We start from the raw sequence: 19,929 nt of genomic DNA, 5'->3' as shown, positions 1-19,929 counted from the left end.
TTTTTTTATCCCGTCCGTCCGGTTTCTGCGCGTTGATCGAAGTATTGGTACAAACCCCGATGTCTTGTGCGCAGCAAAAAATTGAACGAACGTTCTTTTTTCGGTATTCTGCGTGTGAACCGGGAATGCCGGACAATGAAGCGGCCGGCGCGTGTGCGTGACTCACAAGAGGCACAACCGAGGCACAACGCGGCCCGCAAGCACGGAGGCAGGCAAATGGCAGTGGATTACACGACTCGCGACGGCGTCGCCGTCATCACGCTCAACAATCCTCCCGTCAACGGGCTCGGGCATTCGACCCGCACCGGCATCGTCGAGGGACTGGGCCGCGCCAACAGCGATCCGGCCGTCTCGGCCATCGTGATCACGGGCGCCGGCAAGGCCTTCTCGGGCGGCGCCGACATCACCGAATTCAACACGCCCAAGGCGACCCAGGAGCCCACGCTCCATACCGTCATCAAGGAAGTCGAGAAGAGCGCGAAGCCCGTCGTGGCCGCGATCCATAGCGTGGCCATGGGCGGTGGCCTGGAACTCGCGCTGGGCGCGCACTATCGCATCGCTGCACCCGGCGCGCAGATCGCGCTGCCCGAGGTGAAGCTGGGCATTCTGCCCGGCGCGGGCGGCACGCAGCGTCTGCCGCGCGCCATCGGCCTCGAAGCGGCGCTCAACATGATCGTGACCGGCGCGCCGGTGCTTTCCGAAAAGCTCGCGAACTCAGGGCCGAATGCGGGCCTCTTTGATGCCATGGCGCAAGGCGATCTGCTCGATGAGGCTGTCGCCTTCGCGCGCAAGGCCGCCGACAAGCAGAGCCCGCATCCGCTCGTGCGCAACCGCAAGATCGAGCATCCGAATGCCGAAGGCTTCTTGCAGTTCTCGCGCAATACCGTCGCGGCGATGTCGAAGCACTATCCGGCGCCGCTGAAATGCGTGGACGCCATTGCGGCGGGCGTGAAGCAGGGCTTCGAAAAAGGCCTCGTATTCGAGCGCGAATGCTTCCTCGAACTCGTGCAGACGCCGGAGAGTCGCGCGCTGCGTCATGCGTTCTTCGGCGAGCGCGCCGCGAGCAAGATCCCCGACGTGCCGTCGAGCACGCCCACGCGCGAGATCCAGAAGGTGGCCGTGATCGGCGCGGGCACGATGGGCGGCGGCATCACCATGAACTTCCTCAATGCGGGCGTGCCGGTCACGCTGCTCGAAACGAAGCAGGAAGCGCTCGACCGCGGCCTCGCGACGATACGCAAGAACTACGAAGCCCAGGTCAAGAAGGGCAAGCTCACGGCAGAAAAGCTCGAAGCGCGCATGGCGCTGCTTCGCACGACGCTTTCCTGGGACGATCTCAAGGAAGCCGACCTCATCATCGAAGCCGTATTCGAAGAACTCGGCGTGAAGGAGCAGGTGTTCAAGCGTCTCGATGAAGTCGCGAAGCCGGGCGCGATTCTCGCATCGAACACCTCGACGCTCGATGTCGACAAGATCGCGGCGTTCACGAAGCGTCCGCAGGACGTGGTGGGTCTGCACTTCTTTAGTCCTGCCAATGTAATGAAGCTGCTCGAAGTCGTGCGCGGCAAGGACACGGCCAAGGACGTGCTCGCCACGGTCATGCAGATCGCGAAGCAGATCCGCAAGACGGCCGTGGTCTCGGGCGTGTGCGATGGCTTCATCGGCAATCGCATGATCGAGCAGTACGTGCGCCAGGCGCTCTATATGCTCGAAGAAGGCGCGCTGCCGGCGCAAGTGGATCGCGCGATCGAGAAGTTCGGCTTCGCGATGGGCCCGTTCCGCATGAGCGATCTTGCGGGCAACGACATCGGCTGGGCGATCCGCAAGCGTCGCTACCAGGAAAAGCCGGACATCAAGTATTCGAAGGTCGCCGACCGCCTGTGCGAACTGGGCCGCTTCGGCCAGAAGACCGGCGCGGGCTGGTACGACTACAAGGCGGGCGAGCGCAACGCGTTGCCGTCGAAGCTCGTGGACGACATGATCGTCGCGTACTCGAAGGAAGTGGGCGTCGAGCGCCGCAAGATCAGCGATGAGGAAATCGTCGAGCGCCTCGTGTACGCGCTCGTGAACGAAGGCGCGAAGATCCTCGAGGAGGGCATTGCGTCGAAGGCCTCGGACATCGACATGGTCTATCTCACGGGCTACGGCTTCCCGCTGTGGCGCGGCGGCCCGATGCTCTATGCGGACACGGTCGGCCTCTATAACGTGGCGCGCGCGATTCGCCGCTATGCGCAGCAGCCGAACGGCGACGCATGGCAGATCGCCTCGTCGGTTGCCGATCTGGCCGGGAACGGCGGTACGTTCAATTAAGTGCTCGATTGAGCCGACTTGCCATCGACGCACAATCGACTCGCAATCGAATCGCAATCGACTCGCAATGAGCAGCCAAACCGGACGAATCTCATGAGAAGCGCTGAAGACGTGCTCCTGCTGATCGACCTGCAATACGACTTCATGCCGGGCGGGGCGCTCGCCGTCGCGCACGGCGACGAAGTCGTGCCGGTCGCGAACCGGCTCGCGCAGGACTTTCGTAACGTGGTGTTCACGCAGGACTGGCACCCGGCGGAGCACGTGTCGTTTGCGGCTAATCACGCGGGGCGCAAGCCCTTCGAGGCGATCACGCTGCCCTATGGTGAGCAAGTGCTGTGGCCGACGCATTGCGTGCAAGGCACCGAAGGCGCCGCGCTGCATCGCGATCTGAACGTGCCGCATGCGCGCGCGGTCATCCGCAAGGGACATCACGCAAAGGTCGACAGCTATTCGGCGTTTCTCGAAGCCGATCGCACGACGCCTACCGGACTCGCGGGCTATCTGCGCGATACGGGCGTGAAGCGCGTCTATTGCTGTGGCCTCGCGACCGATTATTGCGTCGCGTGGTCCGCGCTCGATGCGCGCGCCGCCGGCTTCGAGACCGTACTGATCGAAGACGCCTCGCGCGCCATCGACCTGAACGGCTCGCTCGCCACGGCGTGGCAGCAATTGAGCGCGGCAGGCGTGAAGCGCGCGCAAACGGCCGAGGTGCTGAGCGGCGCCGTTTGATGAGCGTTCGAAGCCAATCCCCAAAGCCAATCTGATTCGCAGGATCAATCCATTCACAAGGGATCGGACGGAGTCGCGCCGATCGACTGGAGACATATATGACTGATGCCGTAATCGTTTCGACCGCCCGCACGGGCCTTGCCAAATCGTGGAAGGGCGGGTTCAACATGACCCATGGGGCCACGCTTGGTGGCCACGTCACTCAGGCCGCCGTCGAGCGCGCGAAGATCGACCCCGCGCGCGTCGAAGACGTGATCATGGGCTGCGCGAACCCCGAAGGCGCGACGGGCGGCAACATCGCGCGCCAGATCGCACTGCGCGCGGGCCTGCCGGTTTCGGTTCCGGGCATGACCGTGAACCGTTTCTGTTCTTCCGGACTCCAGACGATTGCGCTCGCCGCGCAACGCGTGATCGCGGGCGAAGGCGAGGTGTTCGTTGCCGGTGGCGTGGAGTCCATCTCGTGCGTGCAGAACGAGATGAACCGCCACATGGCGTTCGAGGGCTGGCTCAACCAGCACAAGCCCGAAATCTACTGGAGCATGCTGCAAACGGCCGAGAACGTCGCGAAGCGCTACGAGATCTCGAAGGAGCGCCAGGACGAGTATGGCGTGCAGTCGCAACTGCGCGCGGCGGCGGCCCAAGCCGCCGGCCTCTTCAACGACGAAATCGTACCGATTACGGTGCTCGCCGGTGTCGCCGACAAGGCCTCGGGCCAACTCGTCACGAAGGAAGTGACGATTGCCGCCGACGAGGGCATTCGCGCCGACACCACACTCGAAGGTGTCTCGAAGATCCGCACGGCGATGCCGGGCGGCGTGATCACGGCGGGCAACGCGAGCCAGTTTTCGGATGGCGCGAGCGCCTGCGTGGTGATGAACGCGAAGGTCGCCGAGCGTGAAGGGCTGCAGCCGCTCGGCATTTTCCGCGGCTTCGCGGTGGCCGGCTGCGAGCCGGACGAGATGGGCATCGGCCCCGTGTTCGCAGTGCCCAAGCTGCTCAAGCAGGCCGGCCTCAAGGTCGAGGACATCGGCCTGTGGGAGCTCAACGAGGCGTTCGCGGTGCAGGTGCTCTACTGCCGCGACAAGCTCGGCATTCCCGCCGACCGCCTGAACGTGAACGGCGGTGCGATCGCGGTTGGCCATCCGTACGGCGTCTCGGGCGCGCGCCTCACGGGCCATGCGCTCATCGAAGGCAAGCGCCGCGGCGCGAAGTTTGTCGTGGTGACGATGTGCATCGGCGGCGGGCAGGGCGCAGCGGGGCTGTTCGAAATCGCCTGATCGTTGCAGCGCTGGTGCGGCGCGTGTCGCACCAGCCGCTCGGGTTTCTTCGCGTTTCATCGCGTTTTTTTCGCGCGCCGCATGCATTTGCGCACGGCACGTATCCCACTCACGAGCCTTCTGCCAAACCTCGCACGGTTTTAATTGCACCCTTGCGCGCCCCTCGCGCAAATGACCAGGCGGGTATCATGACGGCTGATTCGCGCCCATGCGGCGCGGCTTCCGTTCAAGACTGACTGAAAAGGTGAACACGTGATTCGTCATATCGTGATGTGGAAATTCAAGGAGTCGGCGGACGGCGCGACGCGCGCCGAAAATCTCGCGAAGTTCAAAACGATGCTCGAAGGCTGCCGCAATCTCGTGCCGGGCACGCTGCATCTCGAAGCCGGCCTTGCCGAGCCGGGCCTCGCGTCGACGTTCGATATCGTGCTGCTCTCCGATTTCGCCGATCAGGCCGCGCTCGACGCCTATCAGGATCACCCCGACCACCAGATCGTGAAAGACTTCGCCAAGCGCGTGGTCGAGACGCGCCAGTGCGTCGATTACGTCGTCTGAAGAATTTGAGCGCAACCATGACCGGTACCGTAGATACGACGCAAGGTAACGCGTCCAGCCAGCAACCCATGATCGAGAGCCCGTTCGTCGATCATCTCGGCGCGCAACTCGTGAGCGCGCGCGACGGCGCGAGCGAAGTGTGCCTGCCGCTCGCCGAGCGCCATATGAATACGTGGGACGTCGCGCACGGCGGCGTGACCATGACGCTCGCCGACATCGCGCTTGCAATGGCCGCGCGCAGTGTCGCCGCCGATGGCGTGGGCGTCGTCACCGTCGAAATGAAAGTGAATTTCATGCAGCCCGGTCGCGGCGAACTGCGCGCTTATGGCCGCGTGCTGCACCGCTCGACCACGATGGCCTATTGCGAAGGCGAGATTCGCGACAGCGAAGGGCATTTCGTGGCGAAGGCGCTCGGCACCTTCAAGTACATGCGCCGACTCGCCGTGGGGCGCGACGTGACGCGTCAGCGCTTGCGCAGCGACCCCAACGCCAAACCCGGCCCGAGCGACGGCTGATCGCCGCGCCCCGTTCCGTTCCAAACCCGCGCGGCGCGAGCCGCGCATCACGACGCCACATCGAACGCCATGACCCAGACCCCGTTGGCCCAGACCAATCGCCAGATCCTGCTCGCCTCGCGTCCCGAAGGCGCTGCGAGCGTCGATAACTTTCGTCTCGTCGAAACGCCGCTCGCGCCGCTCGCACAGGGTCAGGTGCGCGTGCGCAATCACTGGCTTTCGCTCGATCCGTACATGCGCGGACGCATGAACGACAGCAAGTCGTACGCGGCGCCGCAGCCGCTCGATGCGGTGATGATCGGCGGCACGACCGGCGAAGTGGTCGAGTCGCTCAACCCGAAGTTCAAGGTCGGCGACAAGGTGGTCGGCATGGCCGGCTGGCAGGAGTACGGCACCTCGGACGGCAGCGACTTGCACGTCGTCGATACGGCGCACGTGCCGCTGGCCGCGTATCTCGGGCCGGTGGGCATGCCGGGCGTCACCGCGTGGTACGGCCTGAACCGCATCATTGCGCCGCATGCGGGTCAAACCGTGGTGGTGAGCGCGGCCAGCGGCGCGGTGGGCAGCGTCGTGGGCCAGCTTGCGAAGCGCGCGGGCTGCCGCGCCGTGGGCATCGCGGGCGGCGCGGAAAAATGCCGTTATGTCGTGGAAACGCTGGGCTTCGACGCGTGCGTCGACTACAAGGCGGGCAATCTCTATCAGGACCTCAAGACGGCGACCCCGCAGGGCGTGGACGGCTACTTCGAGAACGTGGGCGGCGATGTGCTCAATGCCACGCTTGCGCGCATGAACGCAGGTGGGCGCATCGCGGTGTGCGGCATGATCGCGGGCTACGACGGCGAGCCGATCCCGCTCAAGCACCCGCAATTGTTGCTCACGCAACGTCTTCTCGTGCAAGGCTTCATTGTGACCGAGCACCTCGATGTCTGGCCGAAAGCGCTTTCCGAGCTCGGCGCACTCGTCGCGAAGAAACAGCTGGTCTACCGCGAGAGCATCGCCGAAGGCCTCGAAAACGCACCTGCGGCGTTTCTCGGCATGCTCAAGGGGCAGAATTTCGGCAAGCAGCTCGTCAAGCTCGTCTGACGAATACAATGGCGCGGCGCTGAGCGTCGCGCCTTCGTCGGCTCCTTTACGATGCCTGTGTAGTACTAACGAATAGCCAAGAGAGCACCATGTCCGACCCGTTTCAGTTCGAAGGCCGAGTGGCCGTCATTACCGGTGCGGCGAGCGGCTTTGGCCGCGCGTTTGCGCAACAGGCCGCGTCGCTCGGCATGAAGCTCGTGCTCGCCGATGTGGACGCGCTCGCGCTCGACGAGACCGTCCAGGCATTGCGCGCTCAGGGCGTGCAGGCCATCGGCGTGCGCACCGATGTGCGCGACCCGGCGCAAGTGGATGCGCTCGCGCAGGCTGCGCTCGACGCCTATGGCAAGGTGCATCTGCTCTTTAACAACGCCGGCGTGGGCAGCGGTGGCTTCGTGTGGGAAAGCAGCGCCAGAGACTGGGAATGGGTGTTCGGCGTGAACGTCATGGGCGTCGCGAATGGCGTGCGCAGCTTCACGCCCATCATGCTCAAGCACGGCGAGCGCGCGCATATCGTCAACACGGCTTCGGTGGCGGGGCTGCTCGCGCCGCCCGCGATGGGCGTCTATAACGCGTCGAAGCACGCGGTGGTGGCGCTCACCGAGACGCTTTATCACGACCTCCGGAACGTGGGCGCGCAGGTGAGCTGCTCGCTCCTGTGCCCCGCATTCGTGCCGACGGGCATCGCCAACGCCGAGCGCAGCCGTCCCGACGACTTGCGCAACGAAGTGCCGCTCACGCGCTCGCAGCAGGCCGCCGATCTGCAACTGCAGCGCGCGGTGCGCTCGGGGCGTCTCACGGCCGACGACGTGGCGAAGGCCACTTTCGAGGCCGTGCGCGAAGGGCGCTTCTACATCCTCACGCATCCGGGCATACTCCCTTCGGTGAAGCTGCGTCACGAGGACATCGAGGCGCTGCGCAATCCCACCGATCCGCTCTCGCTCAAGCCCGAAGTGAAAAAGGCGCCGGCCTGATCGCACGCCAGCGCATGTCAGCGCAATCAGGCGCATGTCAGCCGGCGTTCGAGCGGAACCTCATTCGAAACACTCATGCCGCTCAACGCGAAGATCGCTTTAGTACTCGACATGGTGGCCCGCGCGGGCCGCACGCCATACCACCAAATGACGCCGCAAGAAGCGCGTGCGTCTTACGAAAAGAGCGCGTCGGTGCTGGAGATCGCGTCCGCGCCGATGCACTCGGTCGAAGACCTGCAAGTGCCCACGCGCGACGGCACGACGATCCGCGCGCGGCTCTATCTGCCGGTTGAGCCGCAGTGGTCCGAACCGCTGCCTGCGCTCGTCTATTTCCACGGCGGCGGCTTTACCGTGGGCAGCGTCGACACGCACGACGCCTTGTGCCGCATGTTCGCGCGCGACGCGCGCTGCGCGGTACTCTCGGTCGATTACCGGCTCGCGCCCGAGCATAAATTCCCGACTGCCGTGAACGACGCGTTCGATGCCTATGCCTGGCTGCACGCGCACGCGGCCGAATACGCCATCGACGAAAAGCGGCTCGCCTTGGGCGGCGACAGCGCGGGCGGCACGCTCGCAACGGTGTGCGCGGTGCTCGCACGCGATGCGGGCATGCCGGCGGTGCTGCAACTGCTGATCTATCCGGGCACGGGCGCGCATCAGCAAACGGCGTCGCACCAGCGCCTGGCCGACGGCTATCTGCTCACGGCGCCCACCGTGCAATGGTTCTTCAATCACTACGTGCGCGATGTGTCCGATCGCGACGACTGGCGTTTCGCGCCGCTCGACGGTACGCGCGGTGCGCCCGATTTTCGCGGTGTGGCGCCGACGTGGATCGCGGTGGCGGAGTTCGATCCGCTCGTCGACGAGGGTGAAGCCTATGCGCAAAAGCTGCGCGCGGCTGGCAACGCGGTCACGCTCGTGCGCTTCGACGGCATGATCCACGAGTTCTTCAAGATGGGCGGCTTCGTGGAGGATGCGCGGCGCGCGCAGGCGCAGGCCGCGCAGGCGCTGCGCGTGGCTTTCGGCACCGGAGATTGAACGAAGTGGGGGCGGCCGGCAAGCCGGCCGACGTTAAGACCGATTTCAGCGCGCCGCGCCGACCGCGAAGCGCTCGTGGCGCTCGAATGCGCCCGGCCGCGCGATGCGGTGCGAGCCATCGTCGTCGCTGCGCTCGTGCGCTTCCACGCTCAATTGGCCGCCGTTCACGCGCACGCGCAGCGCCGTCGTGCCGCGCGTGCCGTACTCGGGCGTTTCGATGAAGGCCGCCGAAAGCGCGCGCTCGCGCTCCAGCGGGATGCCGGTCGCGGGCAATTCGCTGTCGAGGGCGACGCGCGGGTCGCGCATCAACTCGATCAACTGCTCGAGCGGCACGTCGGGGCCGCCAGCCGCGAGTTCGGCGAGCCCCGCACGCTTGCGCACGAGCTTCGGCCACGGCGTGTCGAGCACGGCGTTGGAGATGCCGTGCGTGCCCTCGGGCAGCAGGGCGGGCGTGCGATCGCCGCGGTTGCAGTACCAGGCGAGCTCGCGCCGCTTCCAGTCGCCGATGACCAGGTTGAAGCCGTTGTACATTTCGCCGTCGTGCGCGACTTCCGCGAGATAGTCCAACGGCGTATCGGGCACACGCCCTGTGCCTTCGGAACCGATGGTCAGCCAGCGCGAAACGAGTGTGCCGCGCGTGGGCGCGTCGGGGCGCGTCTCGTGCGGCGCGCGGTAGTTGGTGAGCGCCGCGAAACGGCCGCCGCGCGTCATGCCGAGCCATGTCCCGCCGCCCACGAGGTCGCGCCCAGCGAGCACGTCCGGCGCGTCGCTCCACCACTGCATGGGCTCGGTGGCGCGGCGCAGGAATTCGTCGCGGTTCGCGGCGAGCGTGAAGAGCGCGCCATCGGTCGCATGCGGGCGCCAGTCGAAGACGATCAGGCACATTGCGCACGGCCTCCACCGCGAGCAGCAGATGCCACGCGCGAAGCCCGCAACGCCTTCGGCGCGATGGGGCGCGCTAAGGACGAAGCGGCAAGCGCAAGGTGTGGCGCGAACTGCGTCACCCCCGGACCCGGCGCCAAGGCGTCAGACCTCGGAGGGCAGCGCGTACGGTAGCGGCAGGATGCGCAGGGCGGGGCCGTCGGTGGCGCCCAGATGCACGCTGCCCGATTCGAGTGCCGCGAGCTTGATCTCCGCGAGCAGGTCGACGCCGCCTTCGGCCGCCGCTGCCGCGTTGACGATCATGCCGCACGGCTGGCTTGAGTCGTCGGAGTGGAAGAGCTCGGCGCCCGCGCGCACGGCGTCGAGTCCGGCCGCGACGCTCGCGAGCGCGGTGCGGCGCTTGATCGTGCCGCGATACTGGCTGCGTGCCACGATTTCCTGGCCCGGATAGCAGCCCTTCTTGAAGTTCACGCCGCCGAGCACGTCGTAGTTCACCATCTGCGGGACGAATTGCTCGCTCACGGCCTGGGTGATGCGCGGCTCGCCCGCGCGGATGTCGAGCCAGTCCCACACTGCCGGCGAGACGGGCTTGAGCACGTCTGCGAGCGAAGCGAGCTTCGCCTGCACCGCGTCCTTCGGCCCGATCCACAGATAGCGCAAGCGCCCGAGCGCGTCCGGCACGCGAATCAGCGTGCCCGCCGGATCGTCCACCTTCACGTGCACGCCGTCGGGCAGTGCGTCGAACACGCGCGCGAGCGCACCGCGCACGTCGCCCGCGAAGCCCACCACGAGCAGTTTGTCGCTGTCGTCGGTGAGCTTGGCCTTGGCGCGCAGCACGAACATCGACAGGCGCTTTTGCACGCTCGCCTGCACGTCCTTCGAAAGCAGCAGGCGGATCGTGTCGCCCGTCTTCCACGCGAGGAACGAGGCGAGCAGGCGCCCCTTGGCCGAGCAGTAGCCGGCAAGACGCGCGCCGGCCACGTCCAGATGCTGGATGTCGTTCGTGAGCTGGCTGTGCAGGAAGCTGGCTGCGTCGTCGCCATTGGCGTCGATCACGCCGAATTGCGGCAGGATCGCATAGGCGCCGCCCTTGAGAACGGCGTCGAAGTCTGCGGCGGCTGGCGCTTCGAAAACCTGCGTTTGGGCCACAGTTGCGGTGGGGGATTGCGTGTCAGTGGATGCGAGCGGGGAGTTCATGGATTCGGGGAACAGTCAATCCTGACTTTGGCGAGGGCAAGCAGTTATTATATGAGGTCCGCCTGAGTCACGTTACGCATGTCCCTCCTCAAGAAATGCCTTGTTGCCGGCGCCGGCCTCGTCGTGCTTGGCGCCGTCGCAGTGGGCGGTGTCTGGCGCTGGGCGAGTTCGCCTGTGGCGCTCGCCGTTGCGCAACTCGATGTCACCATCAAACCGCACAGCTCCGTGCGCAGCGTCACCGCCCAGTTGCGCCGCGGGGGCGTGCCGATCCAGACCGATTTGTTCGTGCTAATGACGCGCGTGCTCGGCCTGCAAAGCCAGCTCAAGTCCGGCAACTACGAATTCAAGGCCGGCGTCACGCCCTATGAGGTGCTGCAGAAAATGGCGCTCGGCGACGTCAACGAGTCGGTCGCGACCATCATCGAAGGCTGGACCTTCAAGCACATGCGCGACGAACTCGACGCGAATCCGGCGCTGCGCCACGACACCGCCGGCATGAGCGATGCCCAGTTGCTCGCCACGATCGGCGCACCGGCCGCGCCGCAGGGCAGCGGCGAAGGGCTGTTTTTCCCGGACACCTACCTGTTCGACAAAGGCTCGAGCGATCTGGACGTCTACCGGCGCGCCTACAAGCTCATGCAGACGCACCTGAACGAAGCGTGGGCCGCGCGCGCACAGGGCTTGCCGCTGAAGTCGCCCTATGAGGCGCTCACGCTCGCCTCGCTAGTCGAGAAGGAGACCGGCAAGGCCGGCGACCGGCCGCTGGTGGCGGCCGTGTTCGCGAACCGGCTCAGGGTGGGCATGCCGTTGCAAACCGATCCGTCGGTGATCTACGGGCTCGGCGCGAGCTATGCGGGACGGCTGCACAAGAGCGATCTGCAGACCAACACTATTTACAATACCTATCTGCATCCCGGGCTGCCGCCGACTCCCATCGCGCTGCCCGGCGCCGCCGCGCTACAGGCGGCGCTCAACCCCGCCGCGACCACGGCGCTCTACTTCGTGGCGCGCGGCGACGGCAGCAGCATTTTTTCTGACAATCTCGTCGACCACAACAAGGCCGTCGACAAGTACATCCGGGGTAATTAAATGGCGCGGGGCCGATTCATCACGTTCGAGGGCATCGATGGCGCGGGCAAGACCACGCATCTGGCGTGGTTTCGCGAACAGCTCGAACGGAAGCTGGGCGCCGCCGGCCGCTCGGTGGTCATGACGCGGGAGCCGGGCGGCACGCCGCTCGGCGAGAAACTGCGCGAGATCCTGCTGCATGAACAGATGGACCTCGAAACCGAGGCATTGCTAATGTTCGCCGCACGCCGTGAGCACCTGGCCCGCGTGATCGAGCCGGCGCTCGCGCGTGGCGACTGGGTGCTGTCGGACCGCTTCACCGACGCCACTTTCGCCTACCAGGGCGGTGGCCGGGGCCTGCCGCGCGACAAGCTCGAGACGCTCGAGCGCTGGGTCCAGGGGGGCTTCCAGCCCGATCTGACTGTACTGTTCGACCTCGAACCCGATACCGCGAGCGAGCGCCGCGGCGCCGCGCGCGAGCCGGACCGCTTCGAGAGCGAAACCGATGCGTTTTTCACGCGCACCCGCTCCGAGTATCTGCGCCGCGCCGAGGAGGCGCCGTACCGCTTCGCGATCGTGGACTCGTCGCAGAGCATCGACGAGATTCGCAAGAAACTCGAACAGGTGATCGCAGCGCTTTGATTGGAAAGCCTTATTTGCATTCCTTAAAGTGCCGGGCCGAGCTCGCGTAATTTCTCCGAAATATCGCTTAATAGATTGATTTAAAAAACATGATTTATCCGTGGCAATCCGGCGACTGGGAGCGCCTCCAGCAATTGCGCAGCCACTGGCCGCATGCGCTGCTGCTGCACGGCCAGGCGGGCATCGGCAAGCTCCAGTTCGCGCAGCATCTGGCGAAGGGGCTGCTGTGCGAGTCGCCGCAAGCCGACGGGCAGCCATGCGGCACGTGTCCGGCGTGCATCTGGTTCGCGCAGGGCAACCACCCCGACTATCGCGTCGTGGTGCCCGAGGCGCTGGCCGACCTCGCAGGCCCGGTGGGCGCCAACGACAAGGAAGACGCCAAAGCCGATAAAGGCGACGCGGACGAGGGCAAGAAGACCCGCGCGCCCAGCAAAGAAATCCGCATCGAGCAGGTGCGCGCGCTGCTGGGTTTCACGGGCGTGGGCTCGCATCGGGGCGGTCTGCGCGTGGTCGTGCTGTATCCCGCCGAGGCGCTCAATGTCGCCGCTGCGAACGCGCTCTTGAAGACGCTCGAGGAACCGCCATCGGGCGTCGTGTTTCTGCTTGTTTCGGCGCGCATCGACCGGCTGCTGCCCACCATCATCAGCCGCTGCCGCCAATGGCCGATGAGCACGCCCGCGCCGCAGGAGGCGCAGGCGTGGCTCGCAACGCAGGGTGTGGCCGATCCGGCGGGCCTGCTCGCCGAGGCGGGCGGCGCGCCGCTCGCGGCGCTAGCGCTCGCGCAGGACGACAACCGTGCGCTGCGCGACTGGACGTTGGGCCAGCTCGCCGCAGGCGCGGCGTGCGACGCCTTCGCATGCGGCGAGACGCTGCAGAAGCTGCCGGTGCCGCTCGTACTCGGTTGGCTGCAGCGCTGGGTCTACGACCTGCTGGCCGAACGCACGGCGGGCCGCCCGCGCTACTACCCGCAGTCGGCTGCGGCGCTCGCGCGTTGCGCGGCGAATCTGGACGCGCCCGCGCTCGCCCGTTACCTGAAGGCCGTGACCCGCCAGCGCGCCGTGGAAAACCATCCGCTGAATGCGCGCCTCGTGTTCGAGGAGCTGTTTCTCGGCTATCGTGAAATGTTCGCCTGAGACCTGGGTCCGGGCCTGTCGGGCTGGCGCAGGCGAGCGCCGCCCCTGTCTTATCCGATGATCCGCACCATGAGTCTTGTCTACCGGGATGCCACCCTCGACGATCTGCCCGCGATCGTCACCATTTATAACTCGACAGTGCCGTCCCGGCAGGTCACCGCCGACCTGGAGCCTGTGAGCGAAGCAAGCCGCCTGCCGTGGTTTCATGCGCATGGCCCGGCGCGGCGGCCGTTGTGGGTCGTCGAGGAGGGCGGCCGTGTGATCGCCTGGCTGAGCTTTTCGGACTTTTATGGCCGGCCGGCCTATGGCCATACGTCGGAAGTCAGCATCTATCTGGACGAGGCCGCGCGCGGCAAGGGGCTCGGGCGCAAGCTGCTGGCCGCGGCGCTCGACGCCGCGCCGGGGCTGGACATCCATACCGTGCTCGGCTTCGTGTTCGGCCACAATGAGCCGAGCGTGCGGCTCTTTCGTAGCTTCGGCTTCGAGGCGTGGGGCACGCTGCCGCGCGTGGCCGTGCTCGACGGCGTCGAGCGCGATCTCGTGATCCTCGGCAAGCGGCTTGCGGCCTGAACGGCGCGGCGCTCACAGTCGTATTTTTCGTTGCACATTTTCGTCGATAGCGCAGTCAGCCCGACGCGCAATTCGGCACTCCATTGCAGGACCGCCATGTTTGTCGATTCACATTGCCATATCAATTTCGAGGGCCTCGCCGACCGCTTGCCCGAGGTGCTCGAGAACATGCGCGCGCAGGCTGTCACGCACGCGCTGTGCGTCTCGGTCGACTTCGAGACGCTGCCCTCGGTGCTCGATATCGCGAGCCGCTACGAGAACGTCTATGCCTCGGTGGGCGTGCACCCCGATCACGAAGATGTCCAGGAACCCACCGTCGCCGGCCTCGTGGAACTGGCGAAGCACCCGAAGGTCGTGGCGATCGGCGAGACGGGGCTCGATTACTACCGCCTCGGCGAGCGCACGATCGAGGACATGGAGTGGCAGCGCGAGCGCTTTCGCGTGCATATCCGCGCCGCGCACGCCACGGGCAAGCCGCTCATCGTGCATACGCGCGCGGCGTCGGACGACACGCTGCGCATCATGGAAGAAGAGCGCGCCGGGGAGCCCGGCGGCGTGATGCACTGCTTCACGGAGCCCTGGGCGATCGCCGAGCGCGCGCTCGCGCAGAACTTCTACATCTCCCTTTCGGGCATCGTGACGTTCAAGAGTGCGACCGACGTCCAGGACGTGGCGCGCCGCGTGCCGCTCGAGCGTTTGCTGATCGAAACGGATTCGCCATACCTTGCGCCAGTGCCGTATCGCGGCAAACCCAATGAACCTGCATACGTTAGCCATGTCGGAAGATTCATTGCGCAGCAACGCGGATTGCCGGACGCCGAACTCGGCGCTGCCACCACGCAGAATTTTTTCCGGCTCTTCAAGATTCCAGCCACGGCCTGAGTTGCGAACCGCTCGCAGCCAATTCCGATTTATTATTTATTATCAATACGATATCGAATAACGTTAAGGCTTGATATGAACTCGAATTCGCTTACGTCCACCGTCCACGCCACGCAAGCCACGCGCGCCGCAGGCGTGCGCCGCATCGCCGCCGCGCTCGCCATCGGCATGAGCGCCGCCTTCCTCGCAAGTGCGCCGGCCCACGCCGCGCCAATCGACTCGCTAGTGAAGAGCGTGAAATTCGACGACGACAAGGGCGTCGCCAAGGAAATCGCCAACGGCATGGACCCGAACGCCACCGACAGCCAGGGCATGCCGCTGCTCGTGCTGGCCGCGCGCGAGAAGTCGGACAAGGTGGCGGCGTTGCTGCTCGACAATCCGAAGACCAACATCGCCGCCGAAGATAAATCCGGCGAGAACGCGCTGATGCTGGCCTCGCTCAACGGCGACATGGATCTCGTGAAGCTGCTCATCACCAAGGGCGCAGAGGTGAACAAGCAGGGCTGGACGCCACTGCACTATGCAGCCGCGAACGGCCACGACGACGTGGCGAAGCTGCTGATCGGCTATTCGGCCGACGTCAATGCGCTGTCGCCCAACGGCACGACCCCACTCATGATGGCCGCGCGCGGCGACCATATGAGCACCGCGAAGCTGCTGCTCGACCACGGCGCCAATCTCAATGCGAAGAACCAGATCGGCATGAACGCGCTCGATTTCGCCAAGCAGTACAAGGCGCCTGACGCGATCAAGGATCTCTCGGCGCGCATGAGTCAGACGGCGCAGTAAGGCCGCCGGCGAGGCCGGTCGGGCCGCCGGGCGTGCCTGCTTCCGGCCCTTTCGTAGAGACCCGCACGGCGCGCCGCTAAAACAGTGCACAATACCGGGATTGCCGCCGGCCGCCAACGGGCGGCTCGCGGCGCGGCAAGCGCCGCACCCAACGAAGAATCAAGCGACGAATCAAGGAGAATCATGCTGCGGGCTCTGATCTGCGCCGGCGCGCTCGCTGTGCCGATTTCTGCTTTCGCCTTCACCGCCTCCGATCTGAACCGGCTGTGCTCGAAGACCGATGTGGCGTCTCGCAGCGCATGCGCCGCCTATATCGAAGGGGCCGCCGACGGCATTTTCAACACCATCGACGCCATCGGCGGCACGACCGGCCCGCGTGTCGGCCAGTATTTCTGTCTGCCGCAGGACGCGCGTTCGGCACAACTCACCGACGCCGTGCGCAAGTACATCGCCGACAACCCGAACGTCGCCGGCTACAACGCCAGCACGGCTATCTCGCTCGGGCTCGGCAAGGCGTTTCCGTGCAAGACTCCGAATTGAGCCGATAGAAGTTCGGTCTTTTCCAGCGCATCCGGATGCATGGCGATCCGTGCTTCCGGTTGCTCGGTTCCCGATATTCGCAGTTGAGCGCCGTTGAACCATCGGCGCATGCCTTCAGTCGATTCACCAGCGGGACGGCTCGCGGCCGTCACTGCATCTCGCGCCGCTGCGCCGGCCAACCCGGCCGGGCACATTCTTTAGCGCATTTTTACGCGCATTCGCGTAGTGTGACGTGACATCAGGCGCCGTTGCCTCGTGCCGCGCCGTGCGGGCTCGCTGCCTGCGCCTCGAATGCCGTACTCACTGTGCGGGTTCATGCCCGCGCCGTTTCCGTCCGCTGCCCTCAAGCTCAGGAGGAACTGGCCGCTGATGCCAACGATCGACGACTTCTCCCTGTTCATTGGCTCGGTGGTCGCCGGTCTCGTTGACGGTATCGCGGCACGCCCCGTGCTGAGGAACCTGATTGCCGGGTGCAGATCGCGCTGACCCAGCCGATCCGGCTCGACGACGTGGTCGTGATCCAGGGCGAGTGGGGACGCATAGAAGAAATTACCGGCACCTATGTCTCGGTGCGGATCTGGGACCAGCGGCGCCTGATCGTGCCGCTCCAATGGTTCATCGAGAATCCGTTCACGAACTGGACGCGCAGCAGTTCGCAAATCATCGGCTCGGTGTTCCTGTGGCTCGACTACCGCATGCCGCTCGCACCGCTGTGCGAAGGAGCGTGCGCAGATGGAGAGCGGCAGGGCCGGCGCATTCGGAGAATACGGCGCAGACGACGAAGCGGGCAAACCACGGTCTTCACGAAAACGAAAACGAAGCAGCAATGGAGCAGACAGGAGGAGTATCTCGATGGCCAGACTGATAGTCGTCTCGAACCGCGTGGCGACACCCACGGAGACCAAAGGCTCCGCGGGGGGGCTCGCTGTGGGCGTGTTTGGCGCGCTCAAGGACGCGGGCGGCGTATGGTTTGGCTGGAGTGGCGACGTCGTGAGCGAGACAGTGGCGAACGCGGGCCCGACGCTCGTCGAGGAGGGCCACGTCACGTTTGCGACGGCCGGTCTCACGAGGAAGGACTACGACCAGTATTACCGCGGTTTCTCGAACGCCACGCTGTGGCCGGTCTTCCACTACCGCAACGATCTCGCGCGCTACGAGCGCGACGAATACGCCGGCTACCGGCGCGTGAACGCGTGGCTCGCGCACAAGCTCATAAAGCTGATCGAGCCCGACGACATCATCTGGGTCCACGATTACCATCTGATTCCGTTCGCCGAGGCGCTGCGCTCCGAAGGCGTGCGCAATCGCATCGGCTTCTTTCTGCATATTCCGTTTCCCTCGCCGCAAGTGCTGCAGACGATTCCGCCGCACGATGAGCTTGCGAGGTCGCTGTGCTGCTACGACCTGCTCGGTTTCCAGACGCGCAACGACCAGCAGGCGTTTCACGATTACATCGTGCGCCAGGCACGCGGCACGGTGCGCGAGCACGGCGAGAACGAGGAAGTGGGCGAGGTGGGCGCGTATGGGCGCAAGCTGCGCACGGGCGTCTATCGCATCGGCGTGTTTCCCGACGAGATTTCCGAGCAGGCCGCGCGCTACGAGAGCCGCCAGCACGTGCTCGACCTCAAGCAGAGTCTCGAAGGGCGCAAGCTCGTCATGAGCGTGGACCGGCTCGATTACTCGAAGGGGCTCGTCGAGCGCTTCCACGCGTTCGAGCAGTTGCTCGAGCATTCGCCCGAATGGCGCGGCAAGGTCACGCTCGTGCAGATCGCGCCGCCCACGCGCTCCGATGTCGCGAGCTACAAGCTCATCCGCGAGGAGCTGGAGCGCGAGGCAGGCCGCATCAACGGGCGCTATTCGGGCCTCGACTACACGCCCATCCGCTATCTGAGCCAGCAATACGATCGCTGGAAGCTAATGTCGCTCTTTCGCGAGTCGCAGGTGGGCTATGTCACGCCGCTGCACGACGGCATGAATCTGGTCGCGAAGGAATACGTGGCCGCGCAGAATCCCGAGGATCCCGGCGTGCTCGTGCTGTCGATATTCGCGGGCGCCGCTGCCGAACTCACTGGCGCGCTGCTCGTCAATCCTCACGATGCGGCGGGCATGTCGGAGGCGCTCGGGCGCGCGCTTTCGATGCCGCTCGAAGAGCGCAAGACGCGCTACTTGACCAACATGGAGGCATTGCGCCGCAACGACCTGGGTGTCTGGCGCGACCGCTTCCTCTCCGATCTCGCGGCTGTGCCGCAGCCGCGTTGAGCGGCGACAACTCGAGCCGCGCCCGATTGCGTGTCATTCGAACATGGCCTTGTGCGCCATGCTGCTTGATTCAAGTTCATAGATGTCGAATCAATAATCATGGCATTGGCTTTTGTTGATCGCAAACATTTATGGCGCATGGGCTCTCAATTTAAAGCTGATATAGTCAGAACGGCTGTAAAGTGCCCTAAAAGCGCGCTGTTTTTTGGGTAAAAAATTAACGTTTGCGATCTTGCATGGCGAGATCATCCTGGAATTTCAAGGAATAATAGGGTATGAATAACTCATCAAAATTAACACCTGATCTGAGCAAGGTGACCTTCATCGAAGGGGTAAAAAATGTTGAGGACATCGTTCATCTCGATGAGCAATGGGTTTGCGGAAGTAATTATTCGCCTGCCGCTGCACCTGGTTTTTTATTTATTTTTGATGTTCTGGAAAAGCGTGCGGAGCTTGTTGACATTAAATCGATCAAGATCAATCCGGATCGGAAACACTATCCTGATGCGCCCTTGCCGGATTTATCCGCGCTCTCGACGCATGGCATAGACTACTATCCCGAAGAAAAAAGATTGTATGTTGTGAACCATGGGGGCAGGGAGTCTATCGAAGTTTTTGACGTCGTTCTGGACAGTGGAAAGCCGGTATTGAGTTGGTGTGGTTGCGTTGTCGCGCCGGAGAATGCTTCTCTAAACGCCGTGGTGGGCCTAAGAGATCACCAAATCATGACCACCTATATCTGGGACCATGATGATAAAGATCTCTATGAGAAGATCAAGAACGGAACGCCAATGGGAAAAATTCTTTTGTGGTCTTCAGGAAAAGGTTGGAAAGCAATTCCTGGTCTCGAATGGGTGTGTGCGCCCAATGGACTGATCGCAACAAGAGATCGCCGGCTGGCTTTTTCCGCGTTATGGGGAAGCAAGAAAATCCTGAAAATAGAGTGTCCCGCCAGCGGGGATGACAATATTTTCACGCAAATCGACCTGGATTTCCGGCCCGACAATCTTCGCTGGGCACCCGACATGAATCATTTCTATGCGACCGGGCAGGCAGCCCCGCTTGAAGATATTTTCGCCTGCTTGGGAGGCGGGGGCATCACGTGTAAAAATATCCCAACCCAGGTGGATGTGATTTGCGCCGGGACGATGAAAAAAGAAACGCTCATCGCGCCTGGCGTCAATGAGGACCTGGTGTGTGGAACCAGCACGATTGTTGTTAATGGAGAATACTGGGTAAGCTCATTCAAGAACGACTGTATTGCTGTCGTGGGCGTTAAATGACTAGAAATTTCCCCGGGAAACCTTTTCCTGGCGAGTGAATTTCGACTGAGCATTTCATTTCTGAATACCGGCTTCGAGCCGGTATTTTTTGTGCGCCGAGCATGCGCAACAGCTTGGGGGTGAGAGTCCCCTGCCCAGCCAGATGGGGCGAAGGGCTAGTGAAACGCAAGGGCGTCGTCGCGAGGCGGGGTCTGAAGGAAGCGTGT

The 19,929-nt window shown here is 64.4% G+C and carries 19 protein-coding genes and 1 pseudogene; 18 read left to right on the top strand and 2 right to left on the bottom strand.

Annotated elements, in window-relative coordinates:
* Positions 1–216 precede the first annotated feature (216 nt).
* The 8 genes from L5014_RS10230 (at position 217) to L5014_RS10195 (ending at position 8,478) form a co-directional block, all read left to right on the top strand.
* Entirely contained in the window at positions 217–2,310 is a 2,094-nt protein-coding gene (locus L5014_RS10230; protein ID WP_238463519.1) for a 3-hydroxyacyl-CoA dehydrogenase NAD-binding domain-containing protein, read from the top strand.
* Positions 2,311–2,403: 93 nt separating this feature from the next.
* On the top strand, positions 2,404–3,039 hold the full coding sequence (gene pncA / locus L5014_RS10225) for a bifunctional nicotinamidase/pyrazinamidase (protein ID WP_238463518.1): 636 nt from the start codon (positions 2,404–2,406) through the stop codon (positions 3,037–3,039).
* A 98-nt stretch (positions 3,040–3,137) separates the two neighbouring features.
* Positions 3,138–4,316, top strand: a complete 1,179-nt coding sequence (locus L5014_RS10220; RefSeq protein ID WP_238463517.1) for an acetyl-CoA C-acyltransferase — start codon at positions 3,138–3,140, stop codon at positions 4,314–4,316.
* A gap of 252 nt (positions 4,317–4,568) precedes the next feature.
* Entirely contained in the window at positions 4,569–4,871 is a 303-nt protein-coding gene (locus L5014_RS10215) for a Dabb family protein (RefSeq protein WP_238463516.1), read from the top strand.
* A 17-nt stretch (positions 4,872–4,888) separates the two neighbouring features.
* Entirely contained in the window at positions 4,889–5,386 is a 498-nt protein-coding gene (locus L5014_RS10210; RefSeq protein ID WP_238463515.1) for a PaaI family thioesterase, read from the top strand.
* 84 nt (positions 5,387–5,470) lie between these two features.
* The gene (locus L5014_RS10205) at positions 5,471–6,469 is read left to right on the top strand and encodes an NADP-dependent oxidoreductase (protein WP_238463703.1); all 999 of its coding nucleotides are present in this window, start codon (positions 5,471–5,473) and stop codon (positions 6,467–6,469) included.
* 89 nt (positions 6,470–6,558) lie between these two features.
* A complete protein-coding gene (locus tag L5014_RS10200; protein ID WP_238463514.1) occupies positions 6,559–7,440 on the top strand; it encodes an SDR family oxidoreductase in 882 nt (293 codons plus the stop codon).
* Positions 7,441–7,515: 75 nt separating this feature from the next.
* A complete protein-coding gene (locus L5014_RS10195) occupies positions 7,516–8,478 on the top strand; it encodes an alpha/beta hydrolase (RefSeq protein ID WP_238463513.1) in 963 nt (320 codons plus the stop codon).
* Between the two features lie 45 nt (positions 8,479–8,523).
* Here the strand turns inward: L5014_RS10195 and L5014_RS10190 are convergent, their stop codons facing one another.
* Together L5014_RS10190 and ygfZ are read right to left on the bottom strand one after the other, a co-directional pair.
* The gene (locus tag L5014_RS10190) at positions 8,524–9,363 is read right to left on the bottom strand and encodes an NRDE family protein (protein ID WP_238463512.1); all 840 of its coding nucleotides are present in this window, start codon (positions 9,361–9,363) and stop codon (positions 8,524–8,526) included.
* Positions 9,364–9,504: 141 nt separating this feature from the next.
* Positions 9,505–10,557: a CAF17-like 4Fe-4S cluster assembly/insertion protein YgfZ gene (ygfZ, locus tag L5014_RS10185; RefSeq protein WP_238463511.1), complete on the bottom strand. Its 1,053-nt coding sequence runs from the start codon at positions 10,555–10,557 to the stop codon at positions 9,505–9,507.
* A 78-nt stretch (positions 10,558–10,635) separates the two neighbouring features.
* Between ygfZ and mltG the strand changes: the two genes are divergently transcribed.
* The 10 genes and pseudogenes from mltG (at position 10,636) to L5014_RS10135 (ending at position 19,723) form a co-directional block, all read left to right on the top strand.
* Positions 10,636–11,646, top strand: coding sequence for an endolytic transglycosylase MltG (gene mltG, locus L5014_RS10180; protein ID WP_238463510.1), 1,011 nt, complete (start codon positions 10,636–10,638; stop codon positions 11,644–11,646).
* Complete coding sequence (tmk, locus tag L5014_RS10175) at positions 11,647–12,267, top strand: dTMP kinase (RefSeq protein ID WP_238463509.1); 621 nt, start codon at positions 11,647–11,649, stop codon at positions 12,265–12,267.
* An 89-nt stretch (positions 12,268–12,356) separates the two neighbouring features.
* Positions 12,357–13,400: a DNA polymerase III subunit delta' gene (locus tag L5014_RS10170; RefSeq protein ID WP_238463508.1), complete on the top strand. Its 1,044-nt coding sequence runs from the start codon at positions 12,357–12,359 to the stop codon at positions 13,398–13,400.
* Between the two features lie 69 nt (positions 13,401–13,469).
* Positions 13,470–13,970, top strand: coding sequence for a GNAT family N-acetyltransferase (locus L5014_RS10165; RefSeq protein ID WP_238463507.1), 501 nt, complete (start codon positions 13,470–13,472; stop codon positions 13,968–13,970).
* Positions 13,971–14,066: 96 nt separating this feature from the next.
* On the top strand, positions 14,067–14,852 hold the full coding sequence (locus L5014_RS10160) for a TatD family hydrolase (RefSeq protein WP_238463506.1): 786 nt from the start codon (positions 14,067–14,069) through the stop codon (positions 14,850–14,852).
* A 75-nt stretch (positions 14,853–14,927) separates the two neighbouring features.
* The gene (locus L5014_RS10155; protein WP_238463505.1) at positions 14,928–15,641 is read left to right on the top strand and encodes an ankyrin repeat domain-containing protein; all 714 of its coding nucleotides are present in this window, start codon (positions 14,928–14,930) and stop codon (positions 15,639–15,641) included.
* Positions 15,642–15,824: 183 nt separating this feature from the next.
* Complete coding sequence (locus tag L5014_RS10150; RefSeq protein WP_238463504.1) at positions 15,825–16,181, top strand: Rap1a/Tai family immunity protein; 357 nt, start codon at positions 15,825–15,827, stop codon at positions 16,179–16,181.
* Positions 16,182–16,589: 408 nt separating this feature from the next.
* A pseudogene (locus L5014_RS10145) lies at positions 16,590–16,900 on the top strand (mechanosensitive ion channel family protein); the annotation flags it as partial.
* A 133-nt stretch (positions 16,901–17,033) separates the two neighbouring features.
* Positions 17,034–18,440, top strand: a complete 1,407-nt coding sequence (gene otsA, locus L5014_RS10140; RefSeq protein ID WP_238463503.1) for an alpha,alpha-trehalose-phosphate synthase (UDP-forming) — start codon at positions 17,034–17,036, stop codon at positions 18,438–18,440.
* 275 nt (positions 18,441–18,715) lie between these two features.
* Positions 18,716–19,723, top strand: a complete 1,008-nt coding sequence (locus L5014_RS10135) for a hypothetical protein (protein WP_238463502.1) — start codon at positions 18,716–18,718, stop codon at positions 19,721–19,723.
* Positions 19,724–19,929 lie beyond the last annotated feature (206 nt).

It is taken from the genome of Paraburkholderia tagetis, from assembly GCF_022213065.1.
Taxonomy (GTDB): Bacteria; Pseudomonadota; Gammaproteobacteria; order Burkholderiales; family Burkholderiaceae; genus Paraburkholderia; species Paraburkholderia tagetis.
This window is presented reverse-complemented; position numbering and strand designations above follow the sequence as displayed.